The 20,892-nt window shown below is 50.7% G+C and carries 25 protein-coding genes; 6 read left to right on the top strand and 19 right to left on the bottom strand.

Features of this window, described 5'->3' with window-relative positions; all coding sequences use genetic code 11:
• Positions 1-160: 160 nt before the first annotated feature.
• On the bottom strand, positions 161-853 hold the full coding sequence (locus tag OH31_RS09290) for a hypothetical protein (protein WP_242402244.1): 693 nt from the start codon (positions 851-853) through the stop codon (positions 161-163).
• A gap of 216 nt (positions 854-1,069) precedes the next feature.
• Between OH31_RS09290 and OH31_RS15315 the strand changes: the two genes are divergently transcribed.
• Entirely contained in the window at positions 1,070-1,411 is a 342-nt protein-coding gene (locus tag OH31_RS15315) for a PilZ domain-containing protein (RefSeq protein ID WP_081624269.1), read from the top strand.
• Positions 1,412-1,499: 88 nt separating this feature from the next.
• Here OH31_RS15315 and OH31_RS09300 read toward each other — a convergent pair whose 3' ends face one another.
• The 15 genes from OH31_RS09300 to OH31_RS14420 all read right to left on the bottom strand — a co-directional run bounded on the left by OH31_RS09300 (position 1,500) and on the right by OH31_RS14420 (position 14,754).
• On the bottom strand, positions 1,500-2,150 hold the full coding sequence (locus tag OH31_RS09300) for an NAD-dependent epimerase/dehydratase family protein (protein ID WP_024930501.1): 651 nt from the start codon (positions 2,148-2,150) through the stop codon (positions 1,500-1,502).
• Positions 2,151-2,199: 49 nt separating this feature from the next.
• The gene (locus tag OH31_RS09305; RefSeq protein ID WP_024930502.1) at positions 2,200-3,828 is read right to left on the bottom strand and encodes a hypothetical protein; all 1,629 of its coding nucleotides are present in this window, start codon (positions 3,826-3,828) and stop codon (positions 2,200-2,202) included.
• Positions 3,806-4,075: a DUF3613 domain-containing protein gene (locus tag OH31_RS09310; protein WP_024930503.1), complete on the bottom strand. Its 270-nt coding sequence runs from the start codon at positions 4,073-4,075 to the stop codon at positions 3,806-3,808. The genes OH31_RS09305 and OH31_RS09310 overlap by 23 nt, the downstream gene beginning before the upstream one ends.
• Positions 4,076-4,092: 17 nt before the next feature.
• The gene (locus OH31_RS09315; RefSeq protein WP_024930504.1) at positions 4,093-4,782 is read right to left on the bottom strand and encodes a hypothetical protein; all 690 of its coding nucleotides are present in this window, start codon (positions 4,780-4,782) and stop codon (positions 4,093-4,095) included.
• Positions 4,779-5,696 (bottom strand): type II secretion system F family protein, encoded by a 918-nt coding sequence (locus OH31_RS09320; protein WP_024930505.1) that lies wholly within the window; start codon positions 5,694-5,696, stop codon positions 4,779-4,781. The genes OH31_RS09315 and OH31_RS09320 overlap by 4 nt, the downstream gene beginning before the upstream one ends.
• Positions 5,697-5,698: 2 nt before the next feature.
• On the bottom strand, positions 5,699-6,616 hold the full coding sequence (locus OH31_RS09325) for a type II secretion system F family protein (protein ID WP_024930506.1): 918 nt from the start codon (positions 6,614-6,616) through the stop codon (positions 5,699-5,701).
• Positions 6,616-7,881, bottom strand: coding sequence for a CpaF family protein (locus OH31_RS09330; RefSeq protein WP_024930507.1), 1,266 nt, complete (start codon positions 7,879-7,881; stop codon positions 6,616-6,618). The genes OH31_RS09325 and OH31_RS09330 overlap by 1 nt, the downstream gene beginning before the upstream one ends.
• Before the next feature lie 7 nt (positions 7,882-7,888).
• Positions 7,889-9,097, bottom strand: coding sequence for a lipoprotein (locus OH31_RS09335; protein WP_024930508.1), 1,209 nt, complete (start codon positions 9,095-9,097; stop codon positions 7,889-7,891).
• Between the two features lie 5 nt (positions 9,098-9,102).
• Positions 9,103-10,485 carry a type II and III secretion system protein family protein gene (locus OH31_RS09340; protein WP_242402245.1) on the bottom strand — a complete coding sequence of 461 codons (1,383 nt, stop codon included), beginning with the start codon at positions 10,483-10,485 and terminating at the stop codon, positions 9,103-9,105.
• Between the two features lie 24 nt (positions 10,486-10,509).
• Positions 10,510-11,439, bottom strand: a complete 930-nt coding sequence (cpaB, locus tag OH31_RS09345; RefSeq protein ID WP_024930510.1) for a Flp pilus assembly protein CpaB — start codon at positions 11,437-11,439, stop codon at positions 10,510-10,512.
• Between the two features lie 27 nt (positions 11,440-11,466).
• Positions 11,467-11,958 (bottom strand): TadE/TadG family type IV pilus assembly protein, encoded by a 492-nt coding sequence (locus OH31_RS09350; protein ID WP_024930511.1) that lies wholly within the window; start codon positions 11,956-11,958, stop codon positions 11,467-11,469.
• A complete protein-coding gene (locus OH31_RS09355; protein ID WP_024930512.1) occupies positions 11,955-12,404 on the bottom strand; it encodes a prepilin peptidase in 450 nt (149 codons plus the stop codon). Before OH31_RS09355 ends, OH31_RS09350 begins: the two co-directional genes overlap by 4 nt.
• A 40-nt stretch (positions 12,405-12,444) precedes the next feature.
• On the bottom strand, positions 12,445-12,705 hold the full coding sequence (locus OH31_RS09360; RefSeq protein WP_232411604.1) for a Flp family type IVb pilin: 261 nt from the start codon (positions 12,703-12,705) through the stop codon (positions 12,445-12,447).
• A gap of 296 nt (positions 12,706-13,001) precedes the next feature.
• Positions 13,002-14,147, bottom strand: coding sequence for a diguanylate cyclase (locus OH31_RS09365; protein WP_024930513.1), 1,146 nt, complete (start codon positions 14,145-14,147; stop codon positions 13,002-13,004).
• 205 nt (positions 14,148-14,352) lie between these two features.
• Positions 14,353-14,754, bottom strand: coding sequence for a helix-turn-helix domain-containing protein (locus tag OH31_RS14420; RefSeq protein WP_024930514.1), 402 nt, complete (start codon positions 14,752-14,754; stop codon positions 14,353-14,355).
• Between the two features lie 76 nt (positions 14,755-14,830).
• On the opposite strand from OH31_RS14420, the gene OH31_RS09375 reads away from it, so the two are divergent.
• Genes OH31_RS09375 through OH31_RS09385 form a run of 3 tightly spaced genes read left to right on the top strand, consistent with a single transcriptional unit; the run spans position 14,831 to position 16,164 of the window.
• On the top strand, positions 14,831-15,319 hold the full coding sequence (locus tag OH31_RS09375) for a DUF2938 family protein (RefSeq protein WP_024930515.1): 489 nt from the start codon (positions 14,831-14,833) through the stop codon (positions 15,317-15,319).
• Between the two features lie 20 nt (positions 15,320-15,339).
• Entirely contained in the window at positions 15,340-15,573 is a 234-nt protein-coding gene (locus OH31_RS09380; protein ID WP_024930516.1) for a DUF2798 domain-containing protein, read from the top strand.
• Between the two features lie 36 nt (positions 15,574-15,609).
• Complete coding sequence (locus OH31_RS09385; protein WP_024930517.1) at positions 15,610-16,164, top strand: pyridoxamine 5'-phosphate oxidase family protein; 555 nt, start codon at positions 15,610-15,612, stop codon at positions 16,162-16,164.
• Between the two features lie 3 nt (positions 16,165-16,167).
• On the opposite strand, the gene OH31_RS09390 is transcribed toward OH31_RS09385, so the two are convergent.
• Positions 16,168-16,503, bottom strand: a complete 336-nt coding sequence (locus tag OH31_RS09390; RefSeq protein ID WP_019883567.1) for a multidrug efflux SMR transporter — start codon at positions 16,501-16,503, stop codon at positions 16,168-16,170.
• Between the two features lie 13 nt (positions 16,504-16,516).
• Positions 16,517-16,771, bottom strand: coding sequence for a hypothetical protein (locus tag OH31_RS09395; protein WP_019883566.1), 255 nt, complete (start codon positions 16,769-16,771; stop codon positions 16,517-16,519).
• Between the two features lie 241 nt (positions 16,772-17,012).
• Between OH31_RS09395 and OH31_RS09400 the strand changes: the two genes are divergently transcribed.
• Both OH31_RS09400 and OH31_RS09405 read left to right on the top strand, forming a co-directional pair.
• Positions 17,013-17,411 (top strand): hypothetical protein, encoded by a 399-nt coding sequence (locus OH31_RS09400; protein ID WP_024930518.1) that lies wholly within the window; start codon positions 17,013-17,015, stop codon positions 17,409-17,411.
• 113 nt (positions 17,412-17,524) lie between these two features.
• The gene (locus OH31_RS09405; protein ID WP_024930519.1) at positions 17,525-18,313 is read left to right on the top strand and encodes a hypothetical protein; all 789 of its coding nucleotides are present in this window, start codon (positions 17,525-17,527) and stop codon (positions 18,311-18,313) included.
• A gap of 71 nt (positions 18,314-18,384) precedes the next feature.
• Here OH31_RS09405 and OH31_RS09410 read toward each other — a convergent pair whose 3' ends face one another.
• Entirely contained in the window at positions 18,385-20,610 is a 2,226-nt protein-coding gene (locus OH31_RS09410) for an EAL domain-containing protein (RefSeq protein ID WP_024930520.1), read from the bottom strand.
• Positions 20,611-20,892: the final 282 nt, after the last annotated feature.

Below are 20,892 nucleotides of genomic sequence, written 5' to 3' on the forward strand. Positions count from 1 at the left end.
TAGGCGCTTCCCGGCATTATTCAGTCAGGGCATGCTTTGCCACTAGGACCGTTTAAACTGAGGTGACTTATTTTAAACGGGGTAAAACATTCCCTATCCGCATTCGATTAACTGCATATTGATTCAGTGCTAGAAAAGGCATCTCTTCGGAGGTGCCTTTTTACTTTTCGAGCTTATGTGCACCTGTGCATTTATCTTTAAAAGAGAGAAGCGTACTGTCGAAAGATTTTTTGCGTTCATTAAACGCACTGGTTTTGCTATTTAATTGGTCTAACTGGTTTTTTAAGCCTTCTAAATTGTCATTAAATTGCTGCTGTTTTGCTTTTAATTGCTGTGTTTTTTCTTTTAATACGGATGAGTCAGCATTAAATTTAGCAATGTCTTTATTGAATTGGTCGACCTGTTGATTGATTTTCTTTGCTGTTGGTGCATCCACTCTCTGGCGCGTTTGCACAGAGAGCGCTTGTTTTCTTTGAGAGAGCTGATCATTCAGCGCATTCATTGCTGCAATCTCTGACTGCACCGCACTTGCCTCTTTTTCCAAAGTCAGCCTGGCATTCTGGTTTTCCTGGACACTATTCTCGGCTTTTAACACTTCTTCGTTCATCTGTTTTGTTTCAAGTTGGAAGCTATCAAATCGCTGTCTGATCGTGACATCAGAACTCATGCATTCTTCTAGTTCGTCAAAAGTAATCGAGGGCATGTCTTTTGTCTCTTTGCCCCATACATGGTAAATGCCAGGCAGTCTGATGGTCGATGGTTGCGGCATTTCTTCGGCAGCTAAACGAGCGTTTGCAATGACAGAGAGCGCAACCATGGCGGCTGCAAAAATATGAGTCAGAGAGTTATTCATTTTTTTCGACTAAGTATGAAGTGGTTTTTATGTGCTTAAAATGACCTGGCATGATGAAATGCTCGATGCGTCATGCCTTACTTTAATGCATTTCTCATGGTATTTGTTATGGCGGGATAGGATGCGTAAAGTTGATTTACCTGGCTTGGCAATCCCAGCTTTTCAACAGGTGTCTATCATATAATGCCGGGCAATTAAGTCAGTCATAGTTAGTCCATGTCTTCCAGTAGTTTGCACAATACCTCAATAGACAAGAATCGTCGCTCGTGGCACAAGAAATCTCAGTTAGTCGATAGTACGGGCTGTCAATATATCGTGTTTACGCACGATATCTCTTTGATGGGAATGAGCCTCTTCGCCGACAAGCAATATAAACCCGGGCAGATATGCAATGTGCATGTGCCGGTATTTGTCGGGTCGGCACTGCGTAATTACCGGTTTAATTGCCGGGTGACGTTCTCTTCGCTGTGTGGCATGAAGGGCTTTAGAACCAATCTGGAGTTTCTGGACGTCTCTTCAGAAAATCGAAGCTTGATTCAGTCGGTGATGGCGCAATAAGCTGCATTCACTGAGCGCGATCATCACATATTCAGCCGGGCATTCCGGTGGCCCTGATCCCTTGATTTCTCTCATCTGTTGTTTTTTTTCATCCATCATTTTGCAGCTCTCCAGAGAGGATGACTTTCTCGCCTGACACAGCAGGCACGTGCGTCACCAGGCATGCTGCCACTTTAGAGGCCTCTACAGCGCGCAGGTGTATGGGTAAGAGCGGTGCTAACAGTTTGAAAATAAAAATACCGAGTTTTTCAGCATGTCGTTGCGGCTGCTTTAACGCGTCACGGTCACCTAGCAAAAAAGAGGGGCGCGCGATCACCAAGGTTTCAAAGGGCAGCGTGGAGAGCTCAGCTTCGAGCTCGCCTTTAATGCGGTTATAAAAGAGCATTGAATCAACATCTGCCCCCATGGCGCTCACCAAGCCGAGTCGTTTTGCGCCAGCGGTGAGTCCGGCGTTTGCCACGGCCACATTTGCGTCCAGATCTATGGCTTCAAAAGCTGCCCGGCTACCAGCTTGTTTGATCGTGGTGCCTAGTGCCAGATAAATTTCATCTAGCGGCGGCAGTGGGGGTAATTGCTTGAAGTCTACTTGATGCAGGTGGAGCTTGGGGTGTTGGCGCGCGAGATCGCGTCTGGACAGCAGATGGATTTCTGAGACCGTATCGTCTTGTAACAGGCGCTGCAAGATATGCGAGCCTACCAGGCCTGTTGCACCAGCAATTAATACTCTGCGATGGGTCACTTGATTCTCCTGCGCTTAAGTCAAGGGGTGATAGACAGCCAGGCCGTCGCTACATGGCCAAAGGCTTGGCTTGACGATATTGCAAATCCTCGAGGGTGACATCCATGCCACCCACCTGGATGCCTAGTAAATTCAGTAGCGGGTCTAGCAATACACGTCCGATCTCTGCCAGCAGCGGGCTGACCAGTGTGGAAATCACATTATTCACCAATCCCAGATTCAGTACACTCAGAATGGTCACATTGAGCGCGTTCGATTTTGACAGGGCGTTTTCCAGGCTGCTGCCCACCGGGCTGGAGACTGACTGCATTTGGGGCAAGTGATTCTCCACCGGATTTGCTACTGAATATTGAAGCGTTTGGGCATTGGCCGGTTGAATAGGCAGGTTTAAGCCGATATCTGCAATAGGAATACTCAATAAGGTGGACACTCTTGCTGGCCCCGTACCGGCATTGTTGGTGAGCGTGAGCGCCGCGATGCCGGGGCTGGCGTCTATTTCAACCTCTGATACGCCATCATTTTGCTGTATGGTACGCAGCCCGGCAGAGCCTTGTGCGACTTCGGTATTCAACGCAAGGTCTATGCGTGCCAACAGTGGAATGTTGACCAGAACGCCAACCCTGGCCCTGATTTGCGCCGTTCGCGCGATAGCACATAGGTTGCCACTGCCCGCTGCCGGGCCTACACTCAGTTGGGGCGGTTCAATGACCGTCACTTGCGCGTTGATATTGGTGATAGAGGCCAGGTTGAGTGTTAAAGGCAGGCTGATCGCATTGGTGCCATTGGCAATCATGGCGGCCGTGGTAATCATGGATAATGCATTCAGGGCAACAGCCGCCGCGGCATTGGTGTCAGGTGTAGTCACCGCCAGTACGTCGCCCAGCTTGATGGGGACATTTTTGATCGCAATCGCCGCGATACTCTGCATGGCCGAGACCGCTTGCAGATTTGCCGCCCCACTCTGGCCTGCCGCACTGGCGAGCAGATCGAGTAAATCGCCAATTTGCATATTGGTATTGAGTAAATCCTCCAGCGTACCGGCTTGGCCGGACACGGCCAGGATATCGTGCAGCGTGATTTTGGTGGCTGCGATGCCTCGATAAGTCACTGCATCCAGGTTGAGTGGCCCACCCAGCATGCCTCCGAGCAGCCCGTTCAGCAGCACGGATTGCTGGCTGCTGAGGCTGGTTGTAAAGCTGCCCACACTAAACACGGCTAATGGCGGATCGGACACTGACACCGCTTCCGCCCGCAACAGCATGGTGCCACCCATCAGCCCACCGGCGACCAGGCTTTTGGCGACTTCTTTTGTCGCCCTGACATAAATCGCCTGATGACTGCCATCGGCAGTAAATTGCCGTATGCCTTGTACGGTATCCAGCCTGCCAAGCAGGACTTGGTTGGGATTGCTGGCAAGTTGTCCGCCGTAGCCATTATTTACTGCTGCTTGCTGCGCCATTTGTACGATATTTTGCAGATTGGCCTGGCAGCCAAGATAGCGTGAGGCATGGATGGCAGACATATCTGCAATCGATTGCAATTGCTTTTGCTGCATCCACAGGCGGCCACTGTCTACCACCAGGGCAGTGAATAGCAAAGCCATCAATAGCAGCAAACCGCCGGCAAGGCCGATCGCTCCGCGCTGGGATTGCGCGCTAGCGGGTGGTGGGCATTGCATGCTCATAATACTCTGGGATGGGTTTCTCAAAGCTCTTGATGTAGCGGTTATGCACTTTATCCATCACCTCGCCAGAGACCGGCTGGGCTTGGGGCGAGGCCGCTTTGCCAGAGCGTTGCAGTTCCAGCCATTGTTGGGTTGGAGATAGCTCACGTGCAGGTGTCTGTACGATGGCCTGGTTGTCTTCCGCCATGGCATGGGTGACGCTGAAAAAGCCGTAGAGGGCGAGCGTAATAAATCGTTTCATGATGCACTCCTTGCGGTTTAAGGGCCTGCTCGACGGTTTTCCGGGGTCATTTTCTTAAGTTGCTGCATTTCCTCGGCGTCGACGCCAAATTGCCTGGCAAAAGCCTCGGCCCTGGCGGTGTCGCCTTGCTGGTAAAGCAGCAGGATGAGGTTATGGGCCGCCTGCCGGTAGTCCGGTGCAAGTTCCACTGCGGTTAAAAACTCGTGCAAAGCCGGTTCCGTTGCGCCCGATTGCATCAGGACGTAGCCATGATCATTACGGATGGTATGTTCCGTTGGCAGTGCATCACTGGCTGCCTGCAAATAGCGCAGTGACTCTTGCAAATGACCGGCATTGCTGGCAATCAGCCCCAGGCCGCGATAGGCGTACCCGGAAACGCAACTGGTGGTTAACTGCTCATAAATGACCTGGGCCTGCAAGGCGCGCCCGGTTTGGCGTAAGCCATGGGCACGCAGCAAGGCCGCCTGTTCATTTTTAATGTTGGCCGCTTCCAGGTGGGCGAGTGCAGCGTGCGGTTTGCCTTCGGCCAGCATCTGCTGAATGAATCCGAGCTTTGTGGTTTCTTCAGCAGAGACTTCTGTGCAAGCTTTATTGGCTGGGACTTTGATCTGTCGCAGCGATTTTGTATCGGTATCAGCAGCGAGCGCATGTGGCAAGCCATGTAGCCAAAGCCCCGCTAATACCATCATGATGGTGATCGATTTCATAAGCCGTTTGCTCCTTTCAATGCTTTCGCCAGCCCGATAAATCCTGGTCCGGCCAGGAAAATCATCAGTGCTGGAAACAAGAACAGAATCATGACCACTGTCATTTTTGCCGAGAGTTTGCTGACATATTCGCGCAACTCCGAGACCTGGCGTTGCTCGATCAGTGCAGTATATTCAGTCAGTGAATCTCTGATATTGCCGCCATAACGCGTGACCTGCTTAAGCATGGCAATCGTGTCGTTCAACTCCATCACTTCTAATGGCGCGGCCATTTCGACCAGCGCATCCGACCGGTCTTGACCCGTTTGTATGCGTTTGATCACCAGGCCGAGCTCTTCGGCAAGGTTGGGAATCAGGTCTTTGCCCTGTTGCTCGATGACCAGCAGAATATGCTCCATGGACAGGCCTGCCTCAAACAGCATGCGCAGCAGGTGCAAAAACGGCACCACCTCTTTGCGGATGGCATCACGCCGGCTTTGCGCTTTCCAGCGCAGCGAGCGGCGAATGAGCACAAAGGTGGCTGCAAACACAAAAAGCAAATGAAACAGCACATTGATCAGGCTGTCCTGGTTCAATATGGCATACATGGCAGAAAAGGCACCAAGTACCGTGGGCAGTCCCCATGCGATTAGCAAGAACGTACATTTTGCCTTGGCCCCGGGCCAGCCTGCCTGTAGCAGCAAACGCTGCATTTCCTCCATTTCGCTGCGCGAAACCTTGTCCAGCATGTTTTGCAAGGCCTCTTCAAGATCGAGTGATCCTAATTGGGCAGAGATATGAATGCCTTCCTGGTGCAAGGCTTCGCGAAAGCGTCGCTGGATATGTCTTGGGTGGCTATTTTTTTGGGCCGTGTAAAGAAATAGCCCCGCCGCCAGTAACATCAGGATAATAGAGATCGACCAGGCCATATTCATCGTCAAACACTCCGCAACATGCGCCAAAGGATGAGTGCCCCCAGCCCTTGAAATACCATGGCGGTCACTATCATGGTTTGCCCTGAGGCATCCTCAAGTAACATGTTCAGGTAGTTGGGGTTGGTTAACATGATGTAGCCAGCGATGACCAGCGGCGTCACTCCCAGCACCCAGGCCGACATTCTGGTTTCGCCGGTCATGGCGGCCAGTTCCCGCCGCGCCAGCTCCTGCTGACGCACCATTTTTACTACGCTCTCCAGCATGTCACGCGGGCTGCTGCCGTGGTGATTGCTGATGCGCATGGCCAGCGCAATCAGGTTCAGTTCACGCAGATTATGTAGCTTGGCTGCCTCTGACAGGCTTTCGATCATATCTGCACCCAGGTCCGCTGCGCGCACCACGCGATCCACCACGTCACGTAATGGTGTCAGTGCCTCGCTTGCGGCAAAACGCATGGCGCTTTCCAGGCTGCGGCCGGTACTGAGGCTGCGCAATACCTGATCAATAAACAGGGGAATCTGGGCAACCGTTTGTGCCCGTCGCCGATGCAAGCGGCTGTATGGCAGCAGAAAACCGAACACAAAGATCGCGGCACTGAAGATCAGCACGGCGCCCACAAAACCATAGATGAGCCACCCCACCATGCCGGTGAACATGAAGGCGATCGGGATACCAACAACATGCTTCTTTTGCAGCTCGAACCCGGCATAGATAGAGGCGCGCACCTTAAGCAGGTGCCAGTAACTTTGCTGGTCGCCGGGTGCGACGCCGGAGACGGTACTGCCATACGGTAGCACCTCTCTGAAATGCAGCATCATGCGTTCGCGCAAACGTTTCTGCTTGCTGTGCCTGAGCATCCACACGGCGAGTAGCAGCATGCCTATGGCGCCGACAATGAACGAGATGGCCAGTGTATTCATCACAGCTTCCTGAACGCCAGGTCTTGTAACTTTTTATTGCAGGGGCGGACCATCGGGTGTGCAAAATACCCGGTGTTGGCGTCATAAGCATAGAGTTCATTCAGCACGAAATGACCATCCCGTACCCCCGCAATCTCGGTAATTGAGGTTACTTTGCGTTGCCCGTTGGGCATGCGGGCGATTTGCACCACCAGCTCAATCCCGGCGGCGATCATTTTGCGCAAGGTGGCTTCTGTGCCATGAAATTTGGCTAATCCCGCCAGCATTTCGAAACGCAACATGGCGTCTTCCGGACTGTTGGCATGCACGGTACTCATACATCCGTCATGGCCGGTATTCATTGCCTGTAGCACATCCATCACTTCTTCGCCGCGCACTTCGCCCAGTACGATACGGTCTGGGCGCATGCGCAAGGAGTTTTTCACCAGTTCACGTGCAGTGATTTCACCATGGTCGTCGATATTCGATGGCCGGGTTTCCAGCCTGACCACGTGTTCGTGCTCCAGTTGTAGCTCTGCGGCATCTTCAATAGTGACGATACGCTCGCTGTGGGGAATAAAGCGGCTCAGGACATTCAATAAGGTTGTTTTACCGGCGCCGGTGCCGCCACTGACAATCAGGTTGCAGCGACGCTCAACAGCGGCGGTCAGAAACGCCAGCATATCGTTGTCTAAGGTGCCGTATTGCAGCAAATCACCAGACAGCAAGGGTTGCTTGCGGAATTTACGAATAGACAGGCAAGGACCATCAAGCGCCAGTGGCGGAATAATGGCATTGACCCGGCTGCCATCCGGCAAGCGGGCATCCACCATGGGGCTGGCTTCATCAATACGACGGCCCAAATGCGCAAGAATGCGGCGAATCACACGTAATACATGTTCGTTATCAATAAAGCGCAACGAGGTGGTTTCGAGTCGCCCATCCCGTTCTACAAAAATCTTTTTAGGGCCGTTCACCAGAATATCGTTAATACGGTCATCCTTGATCAGGCTTTCCAGCGGGCCAAAGCCTGCCAGCTCATCGACGACTTCCTCGACCAGGTTATCCAGGTCGTAGCCACTGATGGGCAAGTGCCGCTCGGCGACATAGCTGATCACCTTCTCCCGCACATAGTCTGCGATGTCACTGCGGGCGAGGTCAAGCAGGCCGATATGGTCACGTTCAATTTCTGCAATCAGGTGCTGATGGAGTTGAAACTTGAGCTCCTGATAGTCTTGCGCCTGTTTCAGGCCGTAATCAAATCCACGTAGCTGCAGGTTCATCATTGCCTCTCTAGTGCTTTTCACGCAGAGGCGTGATCGCAGCAATCAGTTTGTGAAGCAGGCCGTCCTTTTTCTCTGAGGCAGAGATGGGGGCGTCCAGTAGTTTGTCAGCCAGTTTGCGTACACTGACGCTGTATGGGTCATTGGGCGACAGCTCAAACATGCTTTCCCCTGAATTCATGGTGGCCAGGCGCGCCATGCCTGACGAGGATAGGGTGGCCAGCAGCGGCAGGCCAAAAGACTGGGCAATACTCTCGGCATCAGGCGGCATTTTTGACAGGTAATGGTCTACCACGACACCTGCGCCACTCAACGCGACTTTTTCTTCTCGCAGATGTTTGATCAGTTGCATGTTTTGCCGGCAGCTAGGCACACTTTGTTCGACTAGCAGCAGTACTTGATCGACATTGCCTAATAACAGCAGCAGGAAATCCGAGCCGACCATGCCACCAAGATTGACGATGATTCTGGGGAAGTGTCGACGCAAACTCCGTAACAGCACGCAGACATCTGCCGCCGTGAATTGTGCGCCTGCCCAAGGGTCTTCCGGCATTGAGAGTACGGTGAGGCCACTTTTATGCCGGCCAAAGCCAGTCTGGATCAGTGTGGAGTCAATTCTGCGCAGGCTGCGAATCGCATCAATAAAACTATAGGATGAGGTCAGCCCCAGATATAACATGGCATCTCCGTGCGGGACGCCGAGGTCAAGCAGTAGGGTAGGTTCCGTCTCTTGCACGGCCAGGGCCAGGTGTAGGGCCAGCATCGGTGAATCACTGCCAGGTCGCGCACTGATCACAGCAGTGATTTTGCCGCCATGATCTGCTTGCGGTGCATGCAGTGCCGCATCGCGAGGTGTCAGGCGTTTGACTTCAGCCACCACTTCGCTGGCACGGGTATCGGTTTTGATAAAATCGCGCGCACCCAGGCGCATCACCGTTAATAGCAAATTCTGGTCAAAAGAGTCTGCGACGACGATCACCGGCAAGAATGGTTTGGCTGCAATAATGCCTTCAATCAGCTGCGCCTCTTGCCGATAGTCGGCGGGATTCAGCTGTATAAAAATGGTGGTAGCCCCCACCGCATCCGAGAGTTGTACCACGCGCTCTGTCGCGGGGGAGTCAGCGGGAATCACATCCCCTTCATCCTTGAGTGATTGGCTTAACCATTGCAGGCATTCCTGGGTCTGGGTGATGGCAATATAGCAGTTGCGTTCACTCATCTCGATTACCTCGAAAAACCGGTAGCAGGGATACCAGCATCTGGCTGGGGCCCTTTTTGGAAAAACAAGTCACTGAAACTGGGGTTGTAGTCACGCAGGTTGCCGCCCGGCAATACGGGCATGGCTGCATCTTTGGCAATGGGGCGCACCAGGTGTGGGGTCACGATCATCAACAATTCCTTATCTTCACGTTCGAAGCGGGTCGAGCGGAAAAAGGCACCGATAATTGGTAAATTTCCCAACCCTGGCAATTTGTCCACGTTTTGCAGCGTATTGCGGCTGACCAGCCCGCTAAGCACAAAACTTTCGCCATCACCTAAGGCAACGCTGGTGTCCGTCCTGCGCACACGCAGGCCTGGCACGGCCACGCCGCCACTTTGCACCGCATTGGAAAAGTCGATCTCACTGACTTCAGGCGACACCTTAAGGAAAATTCTGTTTGCATCCAGCACGGTGGGCGTGAGCATGAGGCGTACCCCGTATTCTTTGTAGCGTATGGTGACGGTGCTATCGCCCCCGGCGCCAGCGCGGATGGGGACCGGAAACTCGCCACCCGCCAGGAAGCTTGCACTTTGGCCAGAGAACGCGGTCAGGCTGGGTTCTGCCAGGGTGTAGGCAAAGCCATTGGACTCCAGAATGCTCAGTGCACCGAGTAAACCCCGACTGGCATTCCCAGCCACAAAATTGAAGGCACTGGCTGTAGGCAAAAAACCTGAGGCACTATTGAGGATGAAATCTTCACTAGGGTTACCACTAAAGGTCCCTGTCGGTCCCTTGTTAACACCGTTAAGATTGCCTGGGGACCCTAGGGCAAGCGTGGAGTTGCGACCATTTTTACCCAGGAAAAAACCTGCGCGCATCATATTCTGGCGGCTGACTTCTACCACCTTGATATCAATCTGTACTTGGTTGTCAAAGTTGCTCAACGTGGCGTCCATGGGCGCCTCGGCCTTTTTATCTATCGCCTGGCGTGCTAATGCGTGTTCTTCCAAGGAGTCTGCATCGCCAGCAATGGCTACCTGGCTGCCTGCTGGTAATAGTTTGATCGATTTGGAAAATTGCAGCCTTTGCTTTTCAATAGCCGTGCTAATGCTCACGCTGACCTTGATCTGCTTGGCGGGCGCTGCCGCCTGTTCGCTCTCCCAGATTGAAATCTCGGTCGCACCCGGCTGTTTACCTGTAATCATGAGATTGCGCGATGTCAGCATAGTGATATTTGCAATGTCCGGGTTACCTACCGCGACACGTTTGACCGCTTTGGCATGCACATACACCTGCTGGGTCCCGACAACCAGGCTCAGCTCATTTGGCTCCTCCGCCTGCGCAAGCAGCGCCAGGCTGCATAGGCAACTCAGCAGCATTGACCAGGCATATTTCATTGTTTGCATGATGTGTCCTTGGCTTTCTTATTGTTATTTTTTCACGTTGACAACGTCTACCTGCTCACCGCGATGAACAATAATGCGTTGCCGTTTTGTGGCAGGCGTATGCTGTTTCACGGCAACTTTGGTGGTCTCCGCTGTGGTGCTAACCGGAGTGGCGGGCGCTATCCCTGCAGGCTGGGAAACCTCGCCAAGGCGGACAAACTGGTTAGTTGTCGTCGCTGATGCATCTGTCCCAGGCAGTGGTTCGCCGCGCAGGGCTAAACGCAATATGCCCGTGCTATCTGCCAGCATCAGTTTTGACGTATCTTGTGCGTGTACCGCCAGAATGGCAGAACGACTGTCCCGGCTATTTTTGCTGTCGATCCGGCTATTGCTCAGCCCCAGCTTGTTTGGTGTTGCTTGAGCGACTTCTTCCTGTGGGATGGGTTCAGGCTCTCCCGTCTGTGTACCATAGGCCAGCACTTTCACATTGGTCAGCACCACTTGGCTGGAACTCACTTGCCCGGTTTCCTGGTCTCTGTGCAAATACAGCAGCACGTCTACACGATCTCCCGGCTTGATAAAACCACCGACACCGATCACTTCATTGACCTTGATGGCAACTGCACGCTCATCAGGCGCAAGTCCCTGGCCAAATACATTCTTGGCAGGAAAGTGGGAGGTTTTGAATGGTGTATCTTTCATGATTGTGCTGGTGGTTGCTTTACCTATCAGGTGTTGTGGATCACTGAAGGCCTGCTTGTCATGTTGCTGCGTGGTAGCTACTTTGAGGTCTTCAGCAGTCAGCACGTGCCCGGCGGCAATATCGTTTGTGGCCAACACGTGTGAGTACGAGGGCACGACAACGGTTAATGACTCCGCAGGTTTTTTGTTGCTGATCCGATAACCGAGATAGCCGGTAACGATGGCGGCGATCACCATCAATGCCGCTAATATACGCAGGAATGTACTGTTCATGATGTCATCCTCCGTGTGGTGTCTTTTTTAAAGTTCGATCACTGCTGTGCCCGCCAGATCGGCAGGTACCCTGGGGATCTGGCCAATCACAGGTAAGGTCAGCATGGGGATCAGGGGGTCATTGGCATAACTGCTATACACCACGCGAACAGTCAGCTGGTTGCCATTCATAGACAATTGCACTTTGCTGTTAGCGGAACCCAGTACTTTATCTTTTGGCTTGGCAGGCAGCCAGTTCAGTGAATTGCCAACCACCGTTCTGACTCTTGGATCTACGCCATTGCTGAGATAAGCCGAATTATTGGCATATGCCAGACGATCCACTGCAATCGCCGCCCGCGCGCCTTCTTCCACTGCATGTACAAATGCAGATTGCATGAGCATCACAATGGCGTAATTCACCATGGCGTAGAACAGCGCAAAGAAAATAAGAAACAGCATCACAAACTCAATCGCAACCGATCCTGTTTGTGTGCCCAATCGTGGCAGGCGGAAAATTTTATTGATTGGTTTTATCATTTCACCATTCCTATGACACAGAGTAGTCCCGCGCTTAAGGCTGCCCCAAAAGGCATCCACCGTTTGGGGATTGCTTGGTTTGTCCTTAATCGAATGAATAGCATGTACACCAGCCCGAATACGCTTGCCAGCATGGCTGCAATTACGAAGGTGAGCAGCATCGTGTGCCACGGGCCAAGTAAAGCAATGACCAGCAAGCATTTGACATCACCGGCGCCCAGCATGCGTGCAGCATAAGCTGGCAATGTCAGTAGCAGGCTGGCAACGACACCAAGCGCGACAGATTGCCAGTTTGCGCCAAGCATGGCTTGCCCTGTGATCAGCAACCAGCCTATGGCGATCAAGCCTAACCCAAGCGTTAAGATGTTTGGGATACGCCTTGCATACAAATCCGCCAGGCCGATCCCCAGGCACCAGACAATGATGATTGTTTCTGCGATAGGCATAGGCTGCGTTCAGTGTGCAATTGCCTGATGTTCGCAGTGATTATGGAGTGAGTGCTGTTGAAATCTGGGTAAAAATGTCGGAAATGAGGCCGTTAATCGGCTTCACGAAAGTGACCAGGGCAATGGCTACCATCGCTGCAAGCAGTGCGTACTCAATGGCGCTGGCACCCTCTTCGTCGCGCAAAAATTTTGAAATGACTACTTTAATCGTGTTGTGCATTTTGATTCCCCGAGTATTTTTTTGGGCTTGTTTTGACTTTAAGTTGTCGGCATAGACCCAAATTAATTTTACAAATGACAAAACCAACTTCTAAAGAGCGACTGAAATGATTGCTGCAGCGGGTCAGGCTTAATTGCTTTACCCAAAAAAACATTTATGTAATTTTTATAGCAACTAATGTGCCCACTTTACAACTGGTATGAGCATTATTTAAATGGTTTTTTTATAACTGTTTGATTTTTAGTGATTTTTGTTGAAAATTATTTGCGCTGTCTTGGCTGAAAATGCATTGCCCTTGTTTACAACTTTTGTCTAGGGATGACAAAATATGACAGAGATGTAAAAGTCTTTGTAACATTCGAGGGCATGAAAGCCCTTTAGACTTCTTTTGTCGGGCTTAATATTTGCCATTCGGCGCGATTACGCCCATTTTCCTTGGCGCGATAAAGGGCTTTATCCGCTTCTTCTATCAGCTGTTGCATGCTGTTTTCCATCGTTGGCACGATGGTTGCAATGCCCATCGAAATGGTGACAATTTGATGCGTTGATTGTTCGTGCCGGATATTGAGCTTCTGGACGGCAGTCAGCATGCTATCGCTGATATTGCGTGCTTCGTTCAATGGCGTGTGAAACAACACCACCGCAAACTCCTCGCCACCGTAGCGGGTGACTGAGTCGCCTGTTCTGCGCGCGCAACTATCCAGTGCTGATGCGACCTGCCTAAGGCATTCATCCCCTGCCTGGTGACCATAACTGTCGTTGAATTTCTTGAAGAAATCCACATCCACCATCATTAATGACAGCGGCACTTTGGCGCGGGAGGCTTGCGCCCAAGTGGTTGCCATGTTGGCATCAAAACTTCGACGATTGCCAATTCCCGTCAGTCTATCTTCCCAGGAGGCCTGTTCCGACGATATTTGTTTGAGCAAGACATCAATCAGAATTTTTCGTACTTCGCTTGCCGATGCCCACAGTGTTGCGCCAACCACCACCAAGATGACCAGCACCATATGCAGAGTCTCGAAATCCAGAAATGGTGTCGCCAGCAGCAAGGGCGCATAGACGCCAATCGCAAAGGCAAAGAAAATCGGCAGGAATACGACCAGACGCGGCAGTGCCACGATGACCGCGATGAGCATAATGATCAGAATAGCGGCTTTGCTAGAGCGACCCAATAGTGGCAGTGCGATAGAGAGCGCACCCCAGCCCAGCCCAGCCATGCCTGCGGCCATGACATGGCGGTTGATACGCGCTAACTCAATACTGACATTGGCCGAGAGGAAATCCAGGCGCCCCAGCCACCAGTGCCAGGCATGTGCAACCAGCAGCCAGGCGTACCATGCGCCTGCATATACGCCGCCGATGTCCCAGGCCAGCATGGCAGCAGCCACCAGACCACTGAACAATACAATCAGCTTGCCACTGTTTTTGCCGCGATAAACGTGGCGCAGCTCTTCACAGGCAAGATCATGCGGATTGAACTCCAGAGTCTTAATGGCACTTTCTCTTGTTTTATTGACCACGTTCAATCCTGTTCTAATGCGTTGATTATTTGAGTGTGGCAATCGGCAGGTACAGCACTGAACATGACCGGATGCCAACGATTTATCGCATGACGAGTGTGCTTATTATGCTGCATTTTGTAGGACTGTGCCTGTTAGCTTGCTGCAAATTGTACGGCTAGTCCGGTCTAGGTCTGGTCAGGGCAATCTATGGATATTGTGCCCTTTAATCGCTGCCAGTCAGCCTGCCTTTGATGGCTGCCTTCATCAGCCTTCTGAAGGATGGGCATTCCAAGTGTGAGGGCGCTTGACACACAGCAGCATGCTTGAGGCAGTTGCTCATGATGGTGAGTCGTTGAATGGTCTCGTCGATATGTGCCGCTTTATCCAATAGCTTATTGCGATCCACCAGGTGTTGTTGGTTTGCGGCAAACATGGTGCTGATTTCTTGCAAGGAGAAATCAGCACATTTGGCCAGGGAGATCAGGGCCAGTTGATCCATTACATCCGCTGAGAAGTATCTTTGCAGGCCTCTTCTGCCCAAGGATTTGATTAATCCTATTTCTTCGTAATACCTGAGCGTCGACGCTTTGATCCCTGTCTTTTTCACGACTTCAGAAATGTTCATTTCAGGCTTGACCTCAAGTTAACTTGAACTTGTATAGTGCTTTACACGGTATGTATTCGTCAATAAAGGGAGTGATATGACAGTGACTATTTTATACAATGGGGTGCTAGTCGGCCTGCTAGCAACCGCGTTGTTTGATGGCTGGTTATGGGGGCAGAAACAATTGGGGTTAAAAACACTCAATTTTGCCTATCTTGGCCGCTGGTTCGGACATTTCACACAGATGAAATTCGTGCATGACAATATTGGGAAATCACCAGCATTGGCTCATGAATGGGGTATGGGCGTGGCCGGGCATTATGCCATTGGCATATGGATCGCTGAGCTATTACTACTGGCTTGTGGTGAGCAGTGGATGCGCGAGCCGGAAATTGGCGCAGCGCTGGTGGTTGGAATGCTCACGGTTGTTTTCCCACTGTTGATTATGCAGCCAGGCATGGGCGCTGGCATCGCATTTAGTAAAACGCCGAAACCACTCATCAACTGCCTTAAAAGCCTGCTTAACCATACTATTTTTGGCTTATGTATGTTTTTGGCCGCAGAATTGATGAATCTATTGCATTGAATAGAACGGAGGATACGAAGATGCGTTACAAGCTAGCACGTAAATATACACCGGTTGTATTTGCTTTTTATATGTCTGCTGTCATGGCCTTTTTAATGTGTATGGTGATTGTTGCCATCAATACAGGTGTGGATGGGCATTATTTCATCAGGGTTATCAAAGCCTATGCACTGGCGATGCCGAGCGCATTTGTCTTTTTGCAATTGGTGAGGCCGCTCGTTGTGAGGCTGGTGAATGCAACAGTCGCAAGCTGATCATATAATAAATGCATATGATATTCGGGAGTGGTCATGGGTAAGCAGTTTCAAGTATTAAGTGAGGCACATACGCAGTTTATTGCCGAGCAGAAAGTGTTTTTTGTTGGCACCGCGGTGGATCAAGGGCGGGTGAATATTTCTCCCAAAGGCATGAGCACGCTTAAAGTGCTTTCGGCGCATCAGTTGGTTTGGCTGAACGTGACAGGGAGCGGTAATGAAACTGCCGCCCATGTGCAGCAGAATGCCAGAATGACGATCATGTTTATGGCGTTGTCGGGTGATCCATTAATTCTGCGTGTATACGGTCAGGCCAAGGTCATCCATAAACATGACACTGAGTGGGGTGCATGGATTAGTCGATTTGATCCCTTGCCTGGTGCACGGCAAATATTCGTATTGAATATTGAGCTGGTACAAACCTCTTGTGGCATGTCAGTGCCGTATATGGATTATGTGGGGGAGCGTGAACAGCTTAATGATTGGGCTGCGGCTAAAGGTGAGGCCGGGATTGCGGACTATTGGCAGGCAAAAAACCACACTAGCATCGATGGGTTGCCTACCTATATTCAAGGCAAAGGGCTTGATTGAGCGTTAGTGCGCCACCGCTTTTGAGAACACATTCATGATGATGACTCCAGCCAGAATAAGCGCGATGCCGATCAGGGCAGGGGTATCCAGCGTTTGGTCAAAGAATACGCGGCCCACCACGGCCAGCAGCACGATGCCCAGGCCTGCCCATACCGCGTAAGCAATGCCGATAGGGATGGCTTTTAATACCAGCGATAAAAAGTAGAAGGACAAAGCATAACCGACCACCACAATCACGGAGGGAATCGCTTTGGTAAAGCCCGCGCTGGCTTTGAGTGATGAGGTCGCGGTCACTTCGCTGAGAATCGCCGCGAACAAAAACAACCAATATTTAAACATGACTCTTTTTCCTTTATGATTTCTTTGAAGCCACAGACTTCTTCCAGGCGCCGGTTTTCTTCCAGGTAAAGGTGCCGCAAGTAATCAGGTACAAAATCGCCGAGAAAATATTCAGCACGGGCACCATGCTTCTGAACGCCAGAAAGAATGCTTTGCTCAATGCATGCCTGGGCGTATCAAATTCACAATTTTTGAATTCAATTAAGCCGCCGATTGCCGAGATCAATAGCGGTACCAGATAGAAGGCAGAAAGCACATTGAAGTCCATGGTTTTTCCTTGTGAAAATACGTCTGTATTGCATAACGATGTTCATTATAAAGCGATCGCGATGATGGCGGCGCTTCTGGTTTATTACTAGTGGTTCATGGCTGGCGGTTCATGGCTAGGCGATGTCCGATAATTCCTACAACAGATTCAGCGCGAGTGGGATAGGGCGACGCTGTGCAGTACGGCATGATGGCACCTGTATTGATTTGACCAAAATCTAAAAACCGGGAGGCTGTTCATCATGAAAAAACCCAATCCAGTGCCAGGTGCGACCAGTGCTATGTCTTTGATCGCGATCACGGCAGGAGCGGTTTCCGCCGCGCTGGTGATTATGTTTATCGGGATGTTTATGACCGTGGTCTCGATTGGATCCAATCCACCAAGCGATATGCATGCCGGGGGCCCCATGGTTGCCAGCCATGTGTTGGTGGTGGATGCGGTGAGTAACAGGGCTGGTCAGCGTGCACACAAAGCTGAAAAAGGGCATTTTATGGATGCTTTATTGCGCGAGGATATGCATAACCCCTCTGCAATGGCTGCCGAGGGGCATGGCCAGCCAGCGGCAAAAGTGACACGTATTTTCGCGAATCCGATGTCGATGCCATTTGTGTCAGCAAAATCCCGTGTGACCAGAGTTTAAGCCAGTATCCTTAAAATATTTGGACTTCTTGAATCTTGAGCATTTTTAGTGCATTGTTCGACATTGAGCGGAAGATTGGTATTAGCACACCTACAACAGTATTTATGAGAGATATGCTTCATTCTGGAAATACACATGCATCCCTCGACCAAGTGTCGCGGTCGGCGGCAGACGAAACACGCTCTGAGAAGTCGCCAGGTGCTGAGCGCGGTTCAGTCGATTTTGGCAAAGTTAATCTCATTCTCATTGGTCTGATTGTGGTGATTCTGTTCGGCCTGCTATCCAAGGAGGATGGGAATACCGCCTACTCCAGCCACGAAATGCGCATGCAGACGCAAGTGGTGTCAGAAGCTGGGCCTGAAACGAATGCCTCCGCCGCCGAAGCCTATGTGCCTGAAATTACAAGCGCAAGCGCGGCCAAAAACGAGGTGAGTGCCACGCCAGCGGCGCCAGCAAAATCCTCAGCTAAACCAAGCAGCAAGAAATCTAAAAAAACTGAAGCAGTAGAGCCTGAGCCGGTGCAAGCCCCGGTGGTAGAAATACATGCCAGCCAGGCACTGCCAGTGGTCGAGCCTGTGCAGCAAAAGGATACCTCAAGAAAAATGCTGGTTTTTAATATCTGGAGTGTTTCTGAGCTGAGATTAAGAAGTGCTTACACCACATTTATGAACGATAGTTCTATTCCTGCTGCGCAACTGGAGGCCAGGAAAAAAGATTATTTGAGTTTTGTGAATCATCGCGCCAAAAAATGTGGCGAGCTCGACAATAAATTTGCTGGCAATATCAACACGGTTGAGCGGCTCACGTTTAGCAAGGGTGATGTCGACATTTTGGAGTGTCACGCGGCAGAAAATAATAGTGAGTTGGATAAGCTGCACGCTTCCCGCGAGCAGAGCTTCTAGTCTGTTATCAGCGTACTTGTGATTGATCAAAGACTCCAGGTTCAGGCCTAGAGTCTTTTTTATTGATGGGCTTATAAATCCTCCAGATCAGATGGCCGCGCGCGGTAATAGCCTTGTGAGTACTGGCAACCCATTTCTTTCAGTATGTGTTCCTGCTCCAGTGTTTCAACGCCTTCGGCAATCAGCCTGATATTCAGCTGTTTACCCATAAAGATAATGGTTTTGCATAAGGCCTGATCATTCAGGTTCACTGTAATATTCTTGATAAATGATTGATCGATTTTGACATAATCAATTTTGAATTTATTGAGGTAGGCCAACGAAGAATAGCCAGTGCCAAAGTCGTCAATCGCCAGTTTGATGCCGTGCTCATGAATGCTGTTCAGGGTTTCAACCACGTTGCTGGAGGGTTCTAACAGCAGCCCTTCGGTGATTTCAAAGCAAAAGTGGTCGCCAGAAATACTGCGGGCGGCCAGGTTGGAGATGAAATGGTGAATGGGCGCGGACTGCGAGAATTGCAAAGGTGAAATATTGATGCAGATTTCTACCGGACCAAAGCGCTGCTTAATCTGCTCAAAGTCCCTGATTGTTTGGTGGAACACCCATTCGCCAAGCTCAATAATATAGCCGTTCTCTTCGGCGATACTGATAAAGACTTCTGGTGAAAGGGTGCCAAATTCAGGATGCTGCCAGCGTAACAGCGCTTCTACTTTTTCACAGCGTAAATCAGTTAAATTAAAAATCGGCTGATATTGCAGATGTAGCTGATTTTTCTGTACGGCATAACGCAACTCATTGCTGAGATGTGTTTTTTTGGTAAAAGCATCGTGCATGCCTTCGTTAAACAGAATGAATTTGTTCTTGCCCGTGCGCTTGGCCTGGTAAAGCGCCTGGTCCGCAAACATGATCAGTTCTTCTGCCTGCAGGCTGTTGTCTGGAAACAGCGAGACACCAATACTAATGGAAGCCACAAAAGATTTTTGCTGAATCGTAAATGGCGGTGCCATCGCCGTCATCAGCTGCGCACAAAGCTGGCGCAGCCTCTCCTCACTGGCCTCCTGTTGAATCACGATTAAGAACTCATCCCCACCAAATCGGGCTGTGAGGTTAGGCGGCAAGATAATGGACTGGATACGCGCCGCTACTTTAATCAGTACCTCATCGCCCACGGCATGGCCCGCCGTATCATTAATTTCCTTGAAATTGTCCAGGTCAATAATCATCACCCCCAGCTTGTTGGGGTGGTGTGTTGCTGCCTGTAGTGCCTGGTCAAGCTCATGCTTGAGTTGAAACCGGTTCGGCAGCTTGGTCAGAAAGTCATGGTTAGCCTGGAACCAGATGGCATGTTGTGCCGCCACGGCTTGTTTTTTGTTGGCCTGGTACAGTTTAAGTAGTTGAATCAGCAACAGTACGGCAAAAAAGGACAGGGCGGAGACCAGGTATGGTGTGAATGGATTCTCGGGTGATCTGCGCCACACTTCCAGGATGTCCGGCGGATTGGTGCCAATCTGCAGGGTCGCTTTATTCAAAATACTGCGTAACATGGGGTCGGTATCGCTGGCCGCCATAAAGACTGTGCTGGTGATAGCAGTGATGCCACTTTTTCTGATGGCCTTGATTTTGTGGAAGTCCAGATGGTAGTCAAGCACCAGTTCATTGCCGACATAGGCATCTACCAGGCCAGCGTCCAGGTATTCAAAGGCTTCATCTGCAATATCGACCAGTTTGATTTTGACGCCGGGGATCAGCTCCCTGAGCTTTTGAGATAAAGGCCCATTTCTGAAGACGGCCACGGTTTTGTGGGAAAGCTGGTCCAGTTGAATCTCGCTCTGATACAGCTTGTTGTGAGACGCGACATAAATGGCATTAGGCGTTTCCAGGTAAGGCGTGGCCAGCAGGCTGAAGCCCGTAGGCATATGCTTGCCACGGATACCGGTGACGAGCGAGACCTCATTGCTGGTGATATTGTCATGGTAATCGACGAGGGTGAATTTTAAGCCCGTGAGCTGGCTAATTTTTTGCAGATATTGAATCGAAACACCTTTGTGCTTTTGACTCTCCAACTGAAACTCAATCGGCATCCAGCCGTTTCTCACGGCAACGCGTATATTCCGATGCTGCTTTATCCACTCTGCTTCTTGGGCTGAAAGTTGCAACCGTTGCAAATTGTCTGCGGCATACAGGCTGCCAGGCAATATTTCTTGTGCTGGTAGTGACAATGACAGGCATGTTGCGATGAGTAAAAAGCATTGTTTGATCATGCTGAAACTGGATGTGGTTGAGCGATTCAGTCGCATCCGCTCTCTCCCGAAAATACATTCTTTTATGCAAATTAAATTGTAAGTGATAGTAACGCATTGCACGGTTGAATGAGAAAACTCTTTGCGTGCCTGCTGTGTTTTCGTGTGAGGGCCAGAGAGGGGCAAGTGGTGAATGGTGCGAGATTATCTCTTATTTATGTAAATGTATTTGTTTATAATTTAAAGTAAATTTACAATTATTATCAAAGTCTGTAATATCTGTCAGGTATGAGTAAGTGCAGGGTTCTTTGGCGTTATTTTTTATTATTAAACTGAGTG

The organism is Methylophilus sp. OH31 (genome assembly GCF_000576615.1).
Lineage (GTDB): Bacteria > Pseudomonadota > Gammaproteobacteria > Burkholderiales > Methylophilaceae > Methylophilus.

Bases quoted from the DNA above. Each gene is read 5' to 3' on its own strand.
- OH31_RS09290 (WP_242402244.1), bottom strand. From the start codon at position 853: ATGAATAACTCTCTGACTCATATTTTTGCAGCCGCCATGGTTGCGCTC.
- OH31_RS15315 (WP_081624269.1), top strand. From the start codon at position 1,070: ATGTCTTCCAGTAGTTTGCACAATACCTCAATAGACAAGAATCGTCGC.
- OH31_RS09305 (WP_024930502.1), bottom strand. From the start codon at position 3,828: ATGCAATGCCCACCACCCGCTAGCGCGCAATCCCAGCGCGGAGCGATC.
- OH31_RS09310 (WP_024930503.1), bottom strand. From the start codon at position 4,075: ATGAAACGATTTATTACGCTCGCCCTCTACGGCTTTTTCAGCGTCACC.
- OH31_RS09315 (WP_024930504.1), bottom strand. From the start codon at position 4,782: ATGAAATCGATCACCATCATGATGGTATTAGCGGGGCTTTGGCTACAT.
- OH31_RS09320 (WP_024930505.1), bottom strand. From the start codon at position 5,696: ATGAATATGGCCTGGTCGATCTCTATTATCCTGATGTTACTGGCGGCG.
- OH31_RS09325 (WP_024930506.1), bottom strand. From the start codon at position 6,616: ATGAATACACTGGCCATCTCGTTCATTGTCGGCGCCATAGGCATGCTG.
- OH31_RS09330 (WP_024930507.1), bottom strand. From the start codon at position 7,881: ATGATGAACCTGCAGCTACGTGGATTTGATTACGGCCTGAAACAGGCG.
- OH31_RS09335 (WP_024930508.1), bottom strand. From the start codon at position 9,097: ATGAGTGAACGCAACTGCTATATTGCCATCACCCAGACCCAGGAATGC.
- OH31_RS09340 (WP_242402245.1), bottom strand. From the start codon at position 10,485: ATGCAAACAATGAAATATGCCTGGTCAATGCTGCTGAGTTGCCTATGC.
- cpaB (WP_024930510.1), bottom strand. From the start codon at position 11,439: ATGAACAGTACATTCCTGCGTATATTAGCGGCATTGATGGTGATCGCC.
- OH31_RS09350 (WP_024930511.1), bottom strand. From the start codon at position 11,958: ATGATAAAACCAATCAATAAAATTTTCCGCCTGCCACGATTGGGCACA.
- OH31_RS09355 (WP_024930512.1), bottom strand. From the start codon at position 12,404: ATGCCTATCGCAGAAACAATCATCATTGTCTGGTGCCTGGGGATCGGC.
- OH31_RS14420 (WP_024930514.1), bottom strand. From the start codon at position 14,754: ATGAACATTTCTGAAGTCGTGAAAAAGACAGGGATCAAAGCGTCGACG.
- OH31_RS09375 (WP_024930515.1), top strand. From the start codon at position 14,831: ATGACAGTGACTATTTTATACAATGGGGTGCTAGTCGGCCTGCTAGCA.
- OH31_RS09380 (WP_024930516.1), top strand. From the start codon at position 15,340: ATGCGTTACAAGCTAGCACGTAAATATACACCGGTTGTATTTGCTTTT.
- OH31_RS09385 (WP_024930517.1), top strand. From the start codon at position 15,610: ATGGGTAAGCAGTTTCAAGTATTAAGTGAGGCACATACGCAGTTTATT.
- OH31_RS09390 (WP_019883567.1), bottom strand. From the start codon at position 16,503: ATGTTTAAATATTGGTTGTTTTTGTTCGCGGCGATTCTCAGCGAAGTG.
- OH31_RS09395 (WP_019883566.1), bottom strand. From the start codon at position 16,771: ATGGACTTCAATGTGCTTTCTGCCTTCTATCTGGTACCGCTATTGATC.
- OH31_RS09400 (WP_024930518.1), top strand. From the start codon at position 17,013: ATGAAAAAACCCAATCCAGTGCCAGGTGCGACCAGTGCTATGTCTTTG.
- OH31_RS09405 (WP_024930519.1), top strand. From the start codon at position 17,525: ATGCTTCATTCTGGAAATACACATGCATCCCTCGACCAAGTGTCGCGG.
- OH31_RS09410 (WP_024930520.1), bottom strand. From the start codon at position 20,610: ATGCGACTGAATCGCTCAACCACATCCAGTTTCAGCATGATCAAACAA.